The following is a 15,720-nucleotide window of genomic DNA, read 5'->3' on the forward strand; positions in this document are numbered from 1 at the left end:
TCGATAGTACCGATGAAGATTCGCAAAATACCCCAACGCGCCGTTGCAACGGCGGTTTGGGTGCCGGCTAGCCGTCCCGCCGGCGGTAGCGGATCCAGGCGAAGGTCGCCACGGCCACGATCAGCGCGCCGGCGACGATCCACTGCCAGCCCAGGGCGATCCATGCATAGACGACGGCCATGCCCACTGTGGAATAGATGGTGGCCCAGATCAGGCAGCCGGCGATGACCGAGGGGATGTACCTGGACAGGGGCATGCGTGCGACCCCGGCGCTGGCGTTGACGGCGGTCTGGATGCCAACGGTCATGAAGGAGAGCGGAACCGCGAAGATCCCCCATCGCTGGATGAACCGTTCGGCGCGCTGGTAGATCGAACCGGTGAGCACATGCTGGAACCGCGTGTGTTTGACGCCGGCGGCGATGCCGCGGCCGAGCCAGTACGTGGTGTTGGCCCTCGCCATGGCCAGCAGAAACAGGAATGCGTATGCCCAGCCAAAGGGTGCATCGCGTAACCAGTCCATGGTCAAAGCCTATCGGTGTGCTGAATCTATCGGGTGGTTTGGTGAGCGATCTGACATCCGCCGCGCACCCGGTGGACGGGGTTGCATGGCGGATGCCCGACGGCCTTCGGGTCGACGCCCGGGGGTCAGGGGTGCAGGGGTCAGGGAACCGACCGGATATTGCGAACCAGCAGCGCGCCGGCGATGCCGATGCACGCCGCCACGACGAACAGTGCCGTGTAGCTTCCGATGACTGTCACGGCGAAGAACGCCAGTGCCGGGGCGATGACCTGGGGCAGCGAGTTCGCGATGTTGATGACGCCCATGTCCTTGGCCCTGGCGCGGGAGGACGGCAGGACCTGGGTCAGCAGCGCGAAGTCGACGGCCAGGTACGCGCCGAAGCCGAAGCCGAGGACCGCGGCCCCCGCGATCGCGCCCGGGAAGGTCTGGAAGACGGCAATGACAAGCGCCGAGCTGGCCACTGTCATCGATGCGAGGATGACGTAGATCTTGCGCTTGCCGCTCTTGTCGCTCAAAGGGCCGAAGATCACGGCGCTGATGATCACCATGACGGCATATGTACCGGTCAGCACGAGGACACCTCCGGCAGGGTCCGGGTGGTGGATGACATCCGTGAGGTAGAACAGCAGGTAGACGATCGTCATCTGGTTGCCGACGTTCATCATGAGGCGGGTCAGCCAGGCCCACCCGAAGTCCGGGTGCTTGACCGGGTTGACCCAGAAGCCCTTGAGGAACTCGCCAAGCTTGAACGGCGTCCTGTAGTCCTTGGGCAGCTGCGGATCGTTGGGCCGAATGACGTATGGAACCACCGAGACCAGCAACGCCGCGGCGCAGATGATGTAGCCGACGGCGATGTTTCCCGAGATCACGAACCCGACAACCGCTCCGAGCAGGATGCCGGCGGTCTGCCCCATGGCAGCCATGCCACCGACGGAACCACGCTTGGCCAACGGGACGCGGTCCGGAACGGCGGCCGTCACCGACGCATAGGCCGCGTTGACGGTGGCCTGCAAGGCGCACCATCCCACAAGCATCATGGCCACGGTCGTGGCCCCCGAAAGCAGGAGCAACGATGCCGCCCCCAGGATGGCGCCGGCAAGGATCCACGGGGAACGGCGTCCCATCCGGGAAACCGTGCGGTCCGACAACGCCCCGAAGAGCGGGTTCGACACCAGCGCCACCGCCGCGCCGCACGCCGTGACAAGCGACAGGATCGCCTGCTTGCTGCCTGCGTCGATGGCCGTCGCCTGCAGGCCCAGCAGGACGTTCAGCGGCGCGAAGATGACAATGTTGATGCCGACGTTCACGAGCACAACCGAGGCGATCCAGCCTCGGGAAACCTGCTTCGTGGGGTTCTGCAGGGCTTCGGGCAGGGTGCCGGCCAGACTTTCGTCCGGCTTCACCACACCAGCCCCGAAAGCAAGCCGGCTCCTGTGCCGAGCACCAGGGCGCCGATCAGCAGCCAGGTGAGCAATTTTGCACGTTTACGCATTGTTTCCATAATGCGTTCATCTTAAACGAGTTCCAATTGAACTAGCGACTTGCAATGCGGGGACAAGGGAAGGTTCATCCTTTTGGAGGACCACCGGATTAGGCTAATGACATGAGCGATTCGGGAATCGAGCCTTTGGTGTGGCTTCCAAGACACCACGGCTGGGATCTTGCACACCATCTGCTGCCCACGTTCCTGCTGGTCATCTTCCTCGGCGGGGCCGGGGCCTACGCCACCGTCCATGGAAAGGTGGCGCTCTCGACGGCCCTGCTTGCAAGCGCTGCGGGCCTGCTGATCGGCCTGGTTTCCGCGTTCCGGCGGCCCGCCGGCGACAGCGCCGTCACCACCGCGGCCGTGGAGACAAGCACCGGACAGCGGGCGGCGACCTGGTTCCCGATCTTCAGGAGCTCCGCGATCCTTGCCGCGCTGGTGGTCGGGCTCTCGGTCGTGGTGCTGGTGGCAAGCGTCGCGCTCAGCGCCAGGCTCCTGTTCCTGCACAAGTTCAACCCGTTGATCCTTGTCATCCTGCTGGCCATCGCCTTGATCGGTTGCGGTGTCCTGCTGATGTTCCGCGGGCTGCGGATGGCCCGGATTGCCGCAACCTCCCAGGATCCCGGGGTCTACCTCACGCGCAGCCGCATCGTGGTGTACGGTTCGCGGGGCATGCACGAGGTCTACTGGAATGACGTGTCTTCCGTCGAAGCCGCTGATCCCCCGCGGCAGCAGCCCCTGGGCAAGCGCGGGCCGGCGTGGATCCTGGTGACATGCACGCGCGAAAGCGCCGGCGGCGTTCCGCTGGCAGGTGCCTCCAAGGGGGAACGCGGGTTGCTGATCCAGGTCCACGAACTCGCGTCGAATCCCGACGCCCTGCTCCGCACGCTGGCCCACTACCTGCAAAACCCCGGGAAACGCGCCGAGCTGGGCACCGACGCCTCGGTGGCGACGGTGTCCGGGCTGGGCCCGCGGCGCACGGGCCGTTCGGCCTAACGGGCCAGCTTCTTCAAGGGCACCTCGGGATCCGCGAGGGCCGCGGGATCCACAATGACACCCTTGTCGATGATGCGGCGGGCCGCCCGGATGGTCAGGCCCCCGTCGATGGCAGCGGCACCGAGCATGCGCCCCCCGGCATCAAGGCGGAACGCCGCAACAGGCTCGCCGTCCACGAGGCGCAGCACCGTGCTGCCTTCGGCACCCATGTCCCCCGCGCCCTCGACGTGGACCCCGTGCCGGTCCGACCAGAACCACGGGGCGCCGTGCACCGGGAGTTCCTCCCCGAGCAGCGCCGCGGCCGCCGTCGCGCCGGTGTTCAACGCGTTTTCCCAGTGCTCCCCGCGGCGCAACAGGTCCCCGGACGCGGTCTGCGTGCGGGCCACGTCGCCCACGGCGTAGATGCCGGGGTGGCTGGTTTGCTGGTTCCCGTCCACCACCACGCCGTTGTCCGTGCGCAGGCCGGCGGCGGCAGCGAGGGCGTCGTTGGGCACGATGCCGATACCCACGAGCACCTCGTCGCCGGCGATGCTCCGGCCGTCGGATAGCTCGACAAGGTGCGTGGCCCCGGTCCGGGTGATGCGCACCGGCGTGCCCTGGACGGTCTCGATCCCGGCCACGGCATGCATCGCATGCAGGCGGCGGGCCAGTTCGGGGCCGACGGCCGGCACGAGCGGCGGATCCACAGGGTCGACAAGGGTCACGCGGGCACCGAGTTCGACGGCGGCCGAGGCGACCTCCGCACCGATGAGCCCCGCACCCACGATGGCCAGGTGGACACCGGGACGGAGCCTGGCCCGCAGCAGGTCGGCATCGCGGCGGGTGCGCAGCGCCAGCACCGAGCCCAGGTCGCCGCCCTCGATGGGCAGCATCCGTGCCGATCCCCCCGTGGCCAGCACCAGGCGGTCGGCGTGCATCCGGCGGCCGTCCTCCAGCTGCACCCCGAGGGGGTCAAGCAGGAGGCCCGCAACGCTTCCCGCCACAAGCCCCACCCGCTGCTCGGCGAACCACGAGCGCGGGGCCAGTTCGAGGCCCGGCCCGTCCGTGCTGCCCAGCAGGTAGGCCTTGCTCAGCGGCGGGCGGTCGTAGGGGATCCCCGCCGGGTCGATGATGTCGAGGCTTCCCTCGAAGCCGCGCGTGCGCAGGTTCCGGGCCACGGCAAAGCCCGCCAGTCCCCCGCCAATGATGAGGATCGATTCGACGTTCGTGGTGTGCGGCATGTGTCCTTCTGCTGCTGGTCGTGGTGGCCCTGGGTCCTGTGCGGGCGGCGCGGCCCTAGACGGCCGGGGTGTCCGGGTAGAGCAGCAGTTCGCCGTCCTCGACCTGGATCTTGTGCGTGCGCGCGGCAACCGTGGCGGGCAGGCACAGCGCCTCGCCGGACTTCAGGCAGAACTTTGCCGCGTGCACCGGGCACTCGACCTCGGTGCCTTCGATCCAGCCGTCGGCCAGCGATGCCGTCTCGTGCGTGCACTCGTCGTTGATGGCGTAGAAGTTCCCGTCCTCGGCGTGGAAGACGGCGATGTCGTCCTTCGTGCCGTTCTCCTCGGCGGGGATGACGATGGCTTCGCCTTCGTCGATGCTGTCGACCGAACCGATGTTGATGGCTTCGCTCACGGGGGTGCCTCCTGGTGGTGTCATCGCCGCCGCCGACCGCACGGGGTGATGGGGACTCGATACTTGTGACTCCATCATCCCGTGCAATGCCCGCCAGACCCAAAGCCCGTCCATGCCCGGGTGCCGGAGGGCGCCCCCGCTCTGGAAGGGCGTGCCGCTTCGTCCTACACTTTGGGGATGACGCAGGTGAAGCCCGGGGTGCCGATCGGTGTTGGGCGCCGCTCCTTCCTGCTCTTGGCCGGAGCGGGAACGATCGCCGCGCTTTCCTCGTGCTCCGACCCGCTCAAACCCCAACCGAACACCCCGGAACCCGTGAGCCGCCCGGTGGTCGTCGCCAGCGGACTGGACACCCCGTGGTCGATGGCCCGGCTGGCGGATGGCTCCACGCTGGTCTCCGAACGCGACACGGCCCGGGTCAAGCTCCTCTCCCCCGACGGCACCATGGAAACCCTTGGCACCGTCCCCGGGGTGCTGCCCGGCGGCGAGGGCGGCCTGCTGGGAATCGAAACGCTGCGGGAGGGCAGCCGGGAATGGCTCTATGCCTACACCAGCACGGCGGATGACAACCGGGTGCTCCGCTTCGAGTTGGGCGGCGGCGGGCTCGGGACGCCGGAAACCGTCATCGACGGCATCCCCCGGGCCAACATCCACAACGGCGGGCGGATCAAGTTCGGCCCCGACAGGCTGCTGTACGTGGGTACCGGGGATGCCACGGAGGCGGCGGCGGCGCAGGACCCTGCCCGGCTGAACGGCAAGATCCTGCGCCTGGCTCCCGACGGGGGCATCCCGGCCGGAAACCCGTTCCCGGGGTCCCCCGTCTATTCCTACGGGCACCGCAACGTGCAGGGCCTGGCCTGGGATGCGACACGCCGGCTGTGGGCCAGCGAGCTGGGCCCGGACCGCAACGACGAGGTGAACCTGGTGGAGTCCGGCGGCAACTACGGGTGGCCGCAGGTAACGGGTGCACCGCACCTCGAGGGGTTCATCGACGCCGTGCACGTGTGGAAGTCGACGGCCGAGGCCTCCCCGAGCGCCGTGGCGATCGCCGGGGGCGCCGCCTACGTGGCGTGCCTGCGCGGGGAACGGCTCTGGATGTTGGGCCTGCCGGCCGGCGAACCCGCCGCCCGGGGCGCGCTGCCCGAGGCCCACCGGGTCCTCGACGGACAGGGACGCCTGCGCGACGTGCTTGCGGTCTCGGACACCGAGCTGTGGGTCGCCACCAACGAGGGCGAGGGATCGCGCATCATTTCGCTCGCGCTGCCCGTGCGCCAGGACTAGGAAGGCTCGGAAATCGTCAGCTGGTGCAGCACCAGCGGCACGACGTTGCACAGTGCCCACAGGCCGAGCATGGTCCAGGCCAGCACCAGCATGAACCGCGCGTGGGAACGCGGCTGCTCGAGCTGGATGCGCTGCGGGGCCGCGGCCTTGTAGTACACGTGCTCCGGGGTTCGCCCGGGCACGGATTCCAGCTCATCGAGTGCGCGGCTGTGTGCCGTGCCGTCGCTGCTCGTCCAGACCAGGCACGGCTGGCCCTCGAGCACGGTGACCTCGCAGGGTGCCTCCAGCCAGTCGGCCAGGCCGCGGCGGGAAACCCGCGCCACCACGAAGAACGCGATGGCGCCCGCCAGGGCGATCCAGCCAAAGAGTTCGAGTGCAGGCCCGGTGGCCTCAAGGATTTCGCGCACAGCTACATGATATGGCTTCGCCCCGCCGCACCGGGGCGCACCGCCGTGGCTAGCGCTTGCCGTTGACCAGCTGCGGCACGTTCAGTGGGTTGGCGTCCTGCAGCGCCTCGGGAAGCAGTGACTGCGGGAAGCCCTGGTAGGCCACGGGGCGCAGGAAGCGGGAGATCGCCGCCGTGCCCACCGAGGTGCTGCCCACGGAGGTGGTGGCCGGGTACGGGCCGCCGTGCTGCTGCGCGTAGGTGACGGAGACGCCGGTGGGCCACTGGTTCCACAGCACGCGGCCGGCCTTGCGCGAGAGCACCTCGATCAGCTCGGCGACCTCGCAATCCTCGGTGCCCACGAGGGTGGCGGTCAGCTGGCCCTCGAAGCTTTCGGCCAGGGCGACAAGTTCCGACTCGTCGGTGTACTCGACGACCAGCGCCGTCGGGCCGAAGCATTCGGTCTGCAGGGACTCGGGGTGGGCCAGCAGGTCCTCGGCGCCGGTGAGCAGCAGGGTGGGGCTCGGCGGGTCGGCCAGCGGGTCCGAGCCCTGGGCCAGGACCTGGACCTTCTCGTGGCCCTGCAGGGTCTGGAGCACCTCGACATAGCCGGCCTGGATGCGGCCGTTGAGCAGCGCGGTCGCGGCCGGGAGCTGCGTGGCGCGCAGGCTCTCGACGATCCCCGAACCGCGCGGGACGAAGATCGTTCCGGGCTTGGTGCAGAACTGGCCGGCGCCCAGGGTGAAGGAGGCGACGAACTCGGCGGCGATCGCGGCGCTGCGCTCGGCCGCAGCGGCGGCGGTGACGAAGACGGGGTTGTTGGAGCCGAGCTCGCCGTAGAACGGGATCGGTTCGGGGCGGGCGTTGGCCATGTCGAAGAGGGCGCGGCCGCCGGGGATGGAGCCGGTGAAGCCCGCGGCCTTGACGCGCGAGTCCTTCAGCGCGGCGGCGCCGGCGGCCGTGCCCGTGACCAGGGCGAAGACGCCGGCCGGCATGCCTGCTGCGGCCAGCGCGCCGGCGATGGCGTTGGCCGTGGCGATCGAGAGTTCCGGGTGGCCGGAGTGTGCCTTGAGGATGACGGGGTTGCCCGCGGCCCAGGCGGAGGCGGTGTCCCCGCCTGCCACGGAGAAGGCGAACGGGAAGTTGCTGGCCGCGAAAACGAGCACCGGGCCGATCGGCTCGAGCACGCGGCGCAGGTCCGGGCGCGGGGCGCCCATGGGCCACTGCGCGTCGGCGTGGTCGATGCGTGCGTCCAGGTAGGCTCCGTCGCGCAGCACCTCGCCGAAGAGGCGCAGCTGGAAGGTGGTGCGCTTGAGCTCGCCGGTGAGGCGGGCCTGCGGCAGGTTGGTTTCCGCCATGGCGATCGGGATGAGGGTGCCGGCGGCCGCATCGAGGGCGTCCGCGACGGTGTCCAGCACGTCGGCGCGCTCGGAGGGGCGCAGCGCCGCCCACGGGGCTGCTGCCTGCTGGGCGGCGACGAGGATTTCCTCGAGCTCGGTGGCGGTGGTCGGGGTGACGCTGGTGGTGGTCGTCATGGTGGATGTTGTCCTTTCACGGGGGAAGTCGGTGGTGACGCGGCTGGTGGTCCGCGGGTCGAAAGCCTGGAGGGGGGTTTCAGGAGTCGGCGGGTTGGCGGGGATCCAGCGCGCTGATCTCGCCCAGGGTCGGCGGGGCGGCGACGGGGCGCTTGGCGAAGGCCGCCAGCGAGGCTTGTTCGGCACCGGCGTCGTCGTTCCCCTGCGTGGAGAGGCAGGAGACGGCGAAGCCGCAGACCCTGCCCTGGCACCAACCCATGCCGGTGCGGGTGAAGGACTTCATGGTGCGCGCGTCCGTGGCGCCCAGGGCGTCCCGGGCATGCACGAGCTCGCCGTGGCTGACCTCCTCGCACCGGCACACCAGGGTGTCCTCGGTGAGCAGGTCGTCCCACTTTTCGGGGACCGGGTGCGCCAGGTGCATGGCCCCGGCGAACTTCCGGTGGCGGTGGATCTGCCGTGCGGTTCCGGGCCTTGGCTTCTCGCCGGTGGCCGCCGCGGCCCCGGCGACGAGGCCCTCGGCCACGGCCAGCACGGCCCCGCCGACGCCCGTCACTTCACCGGCCAGGTAGAGGCCGGGCACGGTGGAGGCCTGCTGTGCGTCAACGGTGCAGACCAGCGAACCGTCGGCATCCACGCGGGTTGCGGCGCCCAGGGCCACGGCGAGTTCGATCTGCGGGGTGAAGCCCCAGCCGAAGCCGACGACGTCCACGTCCTGAAGCAGCTGTTCGGTCCCGGCGATGACGGCGCCGTCCGCGTCGACCTTGGCGATGCGCACCGAGGATGCGCTGGTCTCCCCCAGCACCTCGGTGACCACCGTGCGGGTGCGGTAGCGGATGCGGTGCTTGGCGAAGACGCCCGCGTATTCCGCGCCCTCGAGCGCCTTGCCCGGGACGCCGCTCGCGGCGCCCAGGTGCGGGAGCCAGTTGGCCAGCGAGGCGGATTCGCACACGGCGAGAACCTTGCCGCCGGCCTCGGCGATGTTTGCGGCCACCGGCAGCAGGAAGGGCCCGGTGCCGGCCACCACGAAGCGCCTGCCCGGCAGGGTGCCGTTGGCCTTGATGAACGCCTGGATTCCGCCGGCCGCCATGACGCCGGGCAGTTCCCAGCCGGGGACCGGCAGCTGGCGGTCGTAGCCGCCGGTGCAGGAGACAAGCCTGTCGGCGCGGACGGTTGCGGCCTCGATCGCGGTGCCTGTCGCGGGGGTCAGGCGCAGCACGAAGCGGCCGGCGTCCTCTCGTTCGACCATCCACACCTGGGTGCCCGGCAGGTAGCGCAGCAGGCCGCGGGAGATTGCGGCGTCGAAGCGCGAACGCAGGTCCAGGTAGGTCTTCCAACCGTGGTGGCCGTGGCCGTCGGGCTCGGGAACGACGGACTCTGGGCGGTGGCGCCAGAACTGGCCGCCGGGCTGGGCGCCGGCATCCAGCACCACGACCCGGGCGCCGCGTTCGGCCGCGGCAACGGCGGCGGCCAGGCCGGCCGGGCCCGCGCCGATGACGGCTACATCGAAGGCAAGTTCATCGTGGGAGCTCATGCGTCGAAGTCCCCCTCGATGGTCATGGAGTCGCGCGCCTCGATAATGCAGGCGCGCTGGTTGGGTTGCCCGTCGATGGTGATCAGGCAGTCGTAGCAGGCGCCGATGCCGCAGAAGAGGCCGCGGGGCTTCCCCTGGTTCCGGGTGGTGCGCCAGGCCTTGATGCCCTCGCCCATCAGGACCGCGCCGACGCTCTGGCCGGCCTCGGCGGCGACCGGCGTGGCGTTGAGGCTCACGGTGATCCGCCGCGGCGGGGTGTTGCTGCCCTTGCTCATGCTGCGGACTCCTGTGGGGCTTTGGTTGCAGGGGTGAATTCGCCGAAGCGTTCGGGGGCGAAGGGCGCCAGGGACATCTCCGGGTCGAGGCCGGCCAGCGCCTGGGCCACGAGCTTCCCGGTGCCGGCGGACAGGCCGATGCCGGCGCCCTCGTAGCCGCTGGCGTGCCAGAGGCCCGGGGCGCGCGGGTCGTGCCCGATGACCGGCAGGTGGTCCGGGCAGTAGGGGCGGAAGCCGTGGTAGTGGCGGATGATGCGCGTTTTTTCCAGGAACGGGAAGAGCGCCACGGCGTTGGCCGCCATCTGGCGCAGGGCCTCGGTGTTGACGCTGCGGTCGAACCCGACGCGCTCGCGGGAGGAGCCGATCAGGATGGAACCGGCGGGGGTTCCCTCCACGACGGGCGAGGACTGCAGCCCGGCGTCGGAGCTGCCCACGTTGTCGACGTATTCGGCGGCGTACACCTTGTGGTGGACCATGGGCGGCAGCGGTTCGGTGACCATGACGAACCCCTTGCGGGGCTTGACAGGCACGTTGACCCCGGCCAGCGCCGCGAGGTCCTGGGCCCAGCTGCCGGCGGCGTTGACGATGGCCGGTGCGTGGAATTCGCCGCGGTCGGTCGTGACCCCGGCGACGGTTTCCCCGTGGCGCACGAACCCGGTGACGGTGGTGTGGGTCTGCACCCGGGCACCGGCGGCGCGGGCCAGCTTGAGCAGGTGCGCGGCGACGAGCATCGGCTGGACCTGGCAGTCGTCCGGGTACAGTGCGGCGCCCAGGGCCCCGGGGGAAATGTTTGGCTCCAGCTCGCGCAGGCGCGCGACATCGAGCCGTTGGACCTCGATCCCGTAGCCGGCCTGGGCCGCGGTGAGGCGTTCCAGCGAGGCCAGGGAGGACTCCCGGGAAGCGACGATGATCCCGCCCTTGGACTCGAATTCCCAGTGCGCCGCGTGCTCTGCCAGGTCCCCGCGCCAGGTGTCAAGGGAGAACTTTGTCAGCTCGAGCTCGGGGCCCAGTTCCTTGTCGGAGACAAGGATGTTGCCCTCGCAGGCGGAACTGGTTCCGCTGGCGGGCAGTCCGCGCTCCAGCACCGTGACGGCGAGTCCCTGCCGGGTGGCGAAGTAGGCGATCGCCGAACCGATGACCCCGGCACCGATGACGATGACGTCGCTGGGCGCATTCATGTTTTCTCCTGGTTAGTGTGGATTCTGTTGCTGCGGCTGGGCGGACTCGTCCTCCGGGCTGCCGGAATTCCACATGCCGCGGGCATGGCTGATGTGGCGGACCATCAGCTCGCGGATGCCCTCGCCGTCGCCGCGTTCCACGCAGTCGATCATTTCGTGGTGTTCCTGGGCGGAGCCGTCGAGCTGGTCGTTGTCCATGAGGGACTTCAGCCCGTACATGCGGGTGCGCAGGCGCAGCGAGGTGGCGAGCTCGACGAGTTGCCGGTTTCCCGCGAAGCCCAGCAGCCGGGAGTGGAACTCGCGGTCGGCTGCCAGGTACCCGTCGGTGTCCTTGTCCCGGGCGGTGCGCACGATGGCGTCGGCCAGGGCGCGCAGCTCGGGGATGCTTTCGGCGGGAACCGAGGCCAGGGCGCGCTTTGTCGCCTCCGGTTCGATGAGCAGGCGGATCTCGGCGATCTCCTCCAGCTCGGCGTCGGTCATGCCGGTGATGCGGAAGCCCTTGTTCTTGACGGTTTCCACAAGACCCTCGCGGACCAGGTCCATCATGGCCTCGCGCACCGGGGTGGCCGAGACGCCGAACGCCGCCCCGAGGCTCGGGGCCGAGTACAGCTCGCCCTCCACCAGGTCGCCGGAAATGATCGAGGTGCGCAGTCGTTCGATCACTGTCTCGCGCAGGCTCATCTGGCGGTCGAGCTTCTCGGGGGTGAATCTTGCATTGCCGGTCATGGTGTCTTCTCCGATTTCCACAGGTGCGCTCACGCGTTTCTACTCCTGTGATCTTCGTACACCACGGCCGCCGACACCAAGTCTTCCCAGGCCATGCCCACTCCCGTGTACAGCGTGGGCTTTCCGGCGGCCCGCGTGAAGCGCCCGTTCACCAGGTCCTTGAGGTTCGGCGGGTTCAGCTCCTTCCATTCCCCGACGCTGCGCGCCGGGATCAGGTCCCCGCTTTCGCGCCAGGAGGAGCCGCGTCCCTCGACGACGACCTCCGAACGCAGCACGAGCGTCGCGTCGACCTCGCGGGCGTCGAGCCCGTGCTGGCCCACCGAGGCGATGATGGCGTTCTGATTCGGCAGGGCCCCGTCGAAGAGCGGGTCAGGCGAGGAGGTCACACACAGGATCACGTCCGCTTCCGGCACGTCCTCCACGCTGCCGCGGGTGACGGTGGTTCCCTCGGCGGCAAGCTGTTCGATGAGGGCGTCGACGCGTGCGGCGCGCTGGCCCACCACGGCGAAGGTGCCTTCGGGGAACACGGCCTTGGCCGCGCGGATGTGGTTCAGGGCCTGGATGCCCGCCCCGAAGACCAGCACCTTCGGCGTCGTGGTGAACGGGGCCTCGCCCGGGGCCTCGGCGATGTTCTTGACGGCGGTGAGCGTCGCCGCCGGGGTGCGGATGGCCGTGAGTTCGGCGCCGTCCATGGAGGCGATGGGGGTCAGGTTCCCCGAGTCGAAGAGCAGGTAGACGCCCTGGATCTTTTCCTCGCCCTTGGCCGGGTTGCCCGGGGCGATGGTCGCGACCTTGAGCCCCGTGTAGCCCTGGCCGATGGCCGGCATCAGCAGGAACTCGCCCTGGGGTGCCGGGGCGAAGAGGCGCGGGGAGTCGACCTCCGGGTCGGTGGCTCCGCGCAGCGCCTCCTCGAGGGCGGCGATGGCACGGTCGAAGGGCAGTGCGGCGCGCACCGCGGCGGCATCGAAATATGGCAGGTTCACAGCAGGAATCCCTCCGGGAACGGGTCGGTCGGGTCAAGGAAGTACTGGGCGGTGCCGGTAAGCCAGGCGCGCCCGGTGACGGTCGGGATGACGGCCGGCAGGCCGCCGACGGTGGTTTCCTCCACCAGGCGGCCGGTGAATTGCGAGCCGATGTATGACTCGTTGGTGAAGTCGGTGTCCAGGGCCAGTTCGCCGCGGGCGTGCAGCTGGGCCATGCGGGCGCTGGTGCCGGTGCCGCACGGTGAGCGGTCGAACCAGCCCGGGTGGATGGCCATGGCGTGGCGGGAGTGCTCGGCGGTGGAGCCGGGGGCCTTGAGGTAGACGTGGTGGACGCCGCGGATGTCCTCCCGTTCGCGGTGCACCGGCTCGTCGTGCGCGTTGATGGCCTCCATGATGGCCAGGCCGGCGGCGAGCAGGTCGTCCTTGCGTTCGCGCTCGAAGGGCAGGCCCAGGTCCTCGAGCTCGACGACGGCGTAGAAGTTGCCGCCGAAGGCCAGGTCGTAGTTCACGGTGCCGTAGCCCGGGACCTCGACGGAGGCGTCGAGCCGGTCGCTGTAGGAGGGCACGTTGCGGATTGTCACGGATTCGGCGGCGCCGTCCTTCACGGCGACCTCGGCAATGACCAGGCCCGCCGGGGTGTCGAGGCGCACGGTGGTGACGGGTTCGTGGACCTCCACCATGCCGGTTTCCACAAGGACCGTGGCGACGCCAATGGTGCCGTGCCCGCACATCGGCAGCAGGCCGGAGACCTCGATGTAGAGCACGCCGTAGTCGGCGTCGGGGCGCGTGGGTGGCTGCAGGATCGCGCCGCTCATCGAGGCGTGCCCGCGCGGCTCGCACATCAGCAGGGTGCGGATCCAGTCGCTGTGTTCCATGAACCAGAGGCGCCGCTCGGCCATGGTGGCCCCGGGAATGGTGCCGATGCCGCCGGTGATGACGCGGGTCGGCATGCCTTCGGTGTGGGAATCCACTGCGTGGAAGATCCTGTTGGTGCGCATGGGGGCAAACTCCCTGGTGAATCGTCGTTGATTGCTGTGCCGCCGTGGGCCGGCCCGTGCGTGCGGGGCCGGCCCACGGCAATGCAGTTTCGAGGTTACTTGTAACCCTTGGCCACTGCGGCCTCGGTGTCGGCGATGACAGCGGCGCGCACGGCGTCGGTCAGCGGTCCGCGCGGCGGGCGGCAGACGCCGCCGTTGAGGCCGACGACGTCCATCGAGAGCTTGATCGACTGGACGAACTCGGTCTTGGTGTCCCAGCGCAGCAGCGAGTGCAGGTCGCGGTAGATCTCGCGGGCGCGCTCCAGGTCCGCGAGGTTGCCGGAGGTGGCCAGGCGGTAGAGCTCGACGGTGGCGTGCGGGATGGCGTTCGGGTAGCCGGCAACCCAGCCGACGGCGCCGGCGAGGCCCATTTCCAGGACGGTGTCATCGGTGCCGATGAGGATGTCCATGCCCGGAGCCAATTCCTTGATCTCGTAGGCGCGGCGCGGGTCGCCGGTGAATTCCTTGATGCCGACGATCAGGCCCTCGTTGAAGAGGCGTGCGACAAGGGCCGGGGTCAGGTCGACCTTGGTGTCGATCGGGTTGTTGTAGGCGACGACCGGCAGGCCGGCGGAGGCGGCGAGGCGGAAGTGCTCGACGACCTCGTCGTCGGTGGCGCGGTAGGTGTTCGGCGGCAGGCACATGATGGCGTGCGCGCCGGCGTCCTTGGCCTGCTGGGCCCACTTCTGGGTCTGCAGGCCGCCGTAGGCGCCGACGCCGGCCATGACGACGAAGCCCTCCGGTGCCGCTGCGACAGCGGTCTCGATGACCTTGGCGCGTTCCTCGTCGGAGAGGGTCTGGTATTCGCCAAGCGAGCCGTTCGGGGCGATGCCGTCGCAGCCGCTGTTGGCCAGGAAACGCACGTGGTCGGCGAATGCCTCGTAGTCGACCGAGTAGTCGTCCTTGAACTGCAGCGCCGATGCGACGATGACTCCGTGCCAGGGCTTCTTGGTGGTGCTCATGTGGGGGTTCCTTTCAAGGGGGCTGTTCGGTTCTCTGCAACGTCGTGGGCGATGTTTCCGGCTCCGGGCCGTACATCACGACTCGATAGTATCATGTGACATTTTACAGATGGAAGGGGTTGAGGGGTCGATTTTCCCGCACGGCCTCGCGGGCCAGGGTGAGGCTGCGAAGGGACTCGATCCGGGCCGAATTCCCGGCGCGAACACCTCACGCCCGCATCCCCCCATCGCCCCGTCCGCGCCGGGCCCCATGGTCGACAACCGCTCCGATCCGCACCAAAACGCCGCAAACACACGGCCCGCAACTCCCCCGCGGCCACTTGCACGAAGGGGCTATCGCCGCCCCTTCGTGCAATGTACTATGTCACATACGATGTGACCTCGAGCACTCCCGGAGAGGTTCCACCCGGCCCATACATGGAAGATTGTTATGACCCTTTCAGAAACCGTCGACGACAAACTCGCACCCCGCGTCGGCATCCAGCTTGACCATATTTCGAAGCGCTACGGGGATCACGTCGTCCTGGACGACGTCTCGCTGCACGTGGAACCTGGGACCGTTACAGCACTCATCGGCCCTTCGGGCGCCGGCAAGAGCACGTTCCTGCGGTGCATCAACCTGCTGGAACGGCCCGATTCAGGGACCATCCGCGTGGGCCGGCACACCATCGAACCCGGCAAGGCCGTCAATGCCCGCGACCTCGCCGCCCTGCGGCAGACCGTCGGCATGGTGTTCCAGTCCTTCAACTTGTTCCCCCACATGTCCGCGCTGAAGAACATCAGCTTCCCGCAGCAGAAGGTCCTTGGACGCAGCAAGGAAGAGGCGGACGAACGCTCGATGCAGTTGCTCGAGCGGGTTGGCCTCAAGGAGAAAGCGGGCCAGCACCCCGGGCGGTGCTCCGGCGGACAGCAGCAGCGCATCGCGATCGCCCGGGCACTGGCCCTTGACCCGAGCATCATGCTCTTCGACGAACCGACCTCGGCGCTCGACCCCGAGGTCGGGCTCGAGGTCCTGGCCGTCATGCGCGAACTGGCGGACGAGGGAATGACGATGATCGTTGTGACCCACGAGATGCAGTTCGCCCGGGACGTCTCGGACACGCTCGTGGTGATGGCCGACTGCAAGGTCATCGAACAGGGCGACCCGAACGCCATCATGACCGACCCGCAGGAGGCCCGCACCCGGCGCTTCCTGCGCGCCGTGCTGGAGCGCTGAG

The 15,720-nt window shown here is 69.2% G+C and carries 16 protein-coding genes; 3 read left to right on the top strand and 13 right to left on the bottom strand.

Annotated elements, in window-relative coordinates:
* Positions 1-67: 67 nt before the first annotated feature.
* Together ACSYDW_RS04520 and ACSYDW_RS04525 are read right to left on the bottom strand one after the other, a co-directional pair.
* Complete coding sequence (locus ACSYDW_RS04520) at positions 68-520, bottom strand: DedA family protein (protein ID WP_438337514.1); 453 nt, start codon at positions 518-520, stop codon at positions 68-70.
* A gap of 140 nt (positions 521-660) precedes the next feature.
* A complete protein-coding gene (locus ACSYDW_RS04525; protein WP_438337515.1) occupies positions 661-1,923 on the bottom strand; it encodes an MFS transporter in 1,263 nt (420 codons plus the stop codon).
* A 200-nt stretch (positions 1,924-2,123) separates the two neighbouring features.
* Between ACSYDW_RS04525 and ACSYDW_RS04530 the strand changes: the two genes are divergently transcribed.
* Complete coding sequence (locus tag ACSYDW_RS04530; protein ID WP_438337516.1) at positions 2,124-2,999, top strand: hypothetical protein; 876 nt, start codon at positions 2,124-2,126, stop codon at positions 2,997-2,999.
* Here the strand turns inward: ACSYDW_RS04530 and ACSYDW_RS04535 are convergent.
* Together ACSYDW_RS04535 and ACSYDW_RS04540 are read right to left on the bottom strand one after the other, a co-directional pair.
* Positions 2,996-4,219 (bottom strand): NAD(P)/FAD-dependent oxidoreductase, encoded by a 1,224-nt coding sequence (locus tag ACSYDW_RS04535; protein ID WP_438337517.1) that lies wholly within the window; start codon positions 4,217-4,219, stop codon positions 2,996-2,998. The genes ACSYDW_RS04530 and ACSYDW_RS04535 overlap by 4 nt on opposite strands.
* A gap of 55 nt (positions 4,220-4,274) precedes the next feature.
* Positions 4,275-4,613, bottom strand: a complete 339-nt coding sequence (locus tag ACSYDW_RS04540; protein WP_438337518.1) for a bifunctional 3-phenylpropionate/cinnamic acid dioxygenase ferredoxin subunit — start codon at positions 4,611-4,613, stop codon at positions 4,275-4,277.
* 177 nt (positions 4,614-4,790) lie between these two features.
* On the opposite strand from ACSYDW_RS04540, the gene ACSYDW_RS04545 reads away from it, so the two are divergent.
* Positions 4,791-5,891: a PQQ-dependent sugar dehydrogenase gene (locus ACSYDW_RS04545; protein ID WP_438337519.1), complete on the top strand. Its 1,101-nt coding sequence runs from the start codon at positions 4,791-4,793 to the stop codon at positions 5,889-5,891.
* Here ACSYDW_RS04545 and ACSYDW_RS04550 read toward each other — a convergent pair.
* From ACSYDW_RS04550 to ACSYDW_RS04590, 9 genes are all read right to left on the bottom strand, one after another.
* The gene (locus tag ACSYDW_RS04550) at positions 5,888-6,298 is read right to left on the bottom strand and encodes a hypothetical protein (protein WP_438337520.1); all 411 of its coding nucleotides are present in this window, start codon (positions 6,296-6,298) and stop codon (positions 5,888-5,890) included. The genes ACSYDW_RS04545 and ACSYDW_RS04550 overlap by 4 nt on opposite strands.
* A 49-nt stretch (positions 6,299-6,347) precedes the next feature.
* Complete coding sequence (locus ACSYDW_RS04555) at positions 6,348-7,811, bottom strand: aldehyde dehydrogenase (NADP(+)) (protein WP_438337521.1); 1,464 nt, start codon at positions 7,809-7,811, stop codon at positions 6,348-6,350.
* A 79-nt stretch (positions 7,812-7,890) separates the two neighbouring features.
* Entirely contained in the window at positions 7,891-9,342 is a 1,452-nt protein-coding gene (locus tag ACSYDW_RS04560; protein WP_438337522.1) for an FAD-dependent oxidoreductase, read from the bottom strand.
* On the bottom strand, positions 9,339-9,617 hold the full coding sequence (locus ACSYDW_RS04565) for a (2Fe-2S)-binding protein (protein WP_438337523.1): 279 nt from the start codon (positions 9,615-9,617) through the stop codon (positions 9,339-9,341). Before ACSYDW_RS04565 ends, ACSYDW_RS04560 begins: the two co-directional genes overlap by 4 nt.
* Complete coding sequence (locus ACSYDW_RS04570) at positions 9,614-10,795, bottom strand: NAD(P)/FAD-dependent oxidoreductase (protein WP_438337524.1); 1,182 nt, start codon at positions 10,793-10,795, stop codon at positions 9,614-9,616. Before ACSYDW_RS04570 ends, ACSYDW_RS04565 begins: the two co-directional genes overlap by 4 nt.
* A 12-nt stretch (positions 10,796-10,807) precedes the next feature.
* Positions 10,808-11,554: a GntR family transcriptional regulator gene (locus ACSYDW_RS04575; protein ID WP_438337525.1), complete on the bottom strand. Its 747-nt coding sequence runs from the start codon at positions 11,552-11,554 to the stop codon at positions 10,808-10,810.
* Positions 11,551-12,504, bottom strand: a complete 954-nt coding sequence (locus tag ACSYDW_RS04580) for an ornithine cyclodeaminase family protein (RefSeq protein ID WP_438337526.1) — start codon at positions 12,502-12,504, stop codon at positions 11,551-11,553. The genes ACSYDW_RS04575 and ACSYDW_RS04580 overlap by 4 nt, the downstream gene beginning before the upstream one ends.
* The gene (locus ACSYDW_RS04585) at positions 12,501-13,502 is read right to left on the bottom strand and encodes a proline racemase family protein (protein WP_438337527.1); all 1,002 of its coding nucleotides are present in this window, start codon (positions 13,500-13,502) and stop codon (positions 12,501-12,503) included. The genes ACSYDW_RS04580 and ACSYDW_RS04585 overlap by 4 nt, the downstream gene beginning before the upstream one ends.
* 95 nt (positions 13,503-13,597) lie before the next feature.
* The gene (locus ACSYDW_RS04590; RefSeq protein ID WP_438337528.1) at positions 13,598-14,503 is read right to left on the bottom strand and encodes a dihydrodipicolinate synthase family protein; all 906 of its coding nucleotides are present in this window, start codon (positions 14,501-14,503) and stop codon (positions 13,598-13,600) included.
* Between the two features lie 430 nt (positions 14,504-14,933).
* Here ACSYDW_RS04590 and ACSYDW_RS04595 point away from each other — a divergent pair, with 430 nt between their 5' ends.
* Positions 14,934-15,719 carry an amino acid ABC transporter ATP-binding protein gene (locus ACSYDW_RS04595; RefSeq protein ID WP_438337529.1) on the top strand — a complete coding sequence of 262 codons (786 nt, stop codon included), beginning with the start codon at positions 14,934-14,936 and terminating at the stop codon, positions 15,717-15,719.
* Position 15,720 lies beyond the last annotated feature (1 nt).

Source organism: Paeniglutamicibacter selenitireducens, from assembly GCF_051550675.1.
Classification (GTDB): domain Bacteria; phylum Actinomycetota; class Actinomycetes; order Actinomycetales; family Micrococcaceae; genus Paeniglutamicibacter.

What these genes read in the sequence shown, in the direction of transcription:
- ACSYDW_RS04595 (WP_438337529.1), top strand. Translation starts at nt 14,934, where the DNA reads ATGACCCTTTCAGAAACCGTCGACGACAAACTCGCACCCCGCGTCGGC.
- ACSYDW_RS04590 (WP_438337528.1), bottom strand. Translation starts at nt 14,503, where the DNA reads ATGAGCACCACCAAGAAGCCCTGGCACGGAGTCATCGTCGCATCGGCG.
- ACSYDW_RS04565 (WP_438337523.1), bottom strand. Translation starts at nt 9,617, where the DNA reads ATGAGCAAGGGCAGCAACACCCCGCCGCGGCGGATCACCGTGAGCCTC.
- ACSYDW_RS04535 (WP_438337517.1), bottom strand. Translation starts at nt 4,219, where the DNA reads ATGCCGCACACCACGAACGTCGAATCGATCCTCATCATTGGCGGGGGA.
- ACSYDW_RS04570 (WP_438337524.1), bottom strand. Translation starts at nt 10,795, where the DNA reads ATGAATGCGCCCAGCGACGTCATCGTCATCGGTGCCGGGGTCATCGGT.
- ACSYDW_RS04520 (WP_438337514.1), bottom strand. Translation starts at nt 520, where the DNA reads ATGGACTGGTTACGCGATGCACCCTTTGGCTGGGCATACGCATTCCTG.
- ACSYDW_RS04585 (WP_438337527.1), bottom strand. Translation starts at nt 13,502, where the DNA reads ATGCGCACCAACAGGATCTTCCACGCAGTGGATTCCCACACCGAAGGC.
- ACSYDW_RS04560 (WP_438337522.1), bottom strand. Translation starts at nt 9,342, where the DNA reads ATGAGCTCCCACGATGAACTTGCCTTCGATGTAGCCGTCATCGGCGCG.
- ACSYDW_RS04530 (WP_438337516.1), top strand. Translation starts at nt 2,124, where the DNA reads ATGAGCGATTCGGGAATCGAGCCTTTGGTGTGGCTTCCAAGACACCAC.
- ACSYDW_RS04545 (WP_438337519.1), top strand. Translation starts at nt 4,791, where the DNA reads ATGACGCAGGTGAAGCCCGGGGTGCCGATCGGTGTTGGGCGCCGCTCC.
- ACSYDW_RS04555 (WP_438337521.1), bottom strand. Translation starts at nt 7,811, where the DNA reads ATGACGACCACCACCAGCGTCACCCCGACCACCGCCACCGAGCTCGAG.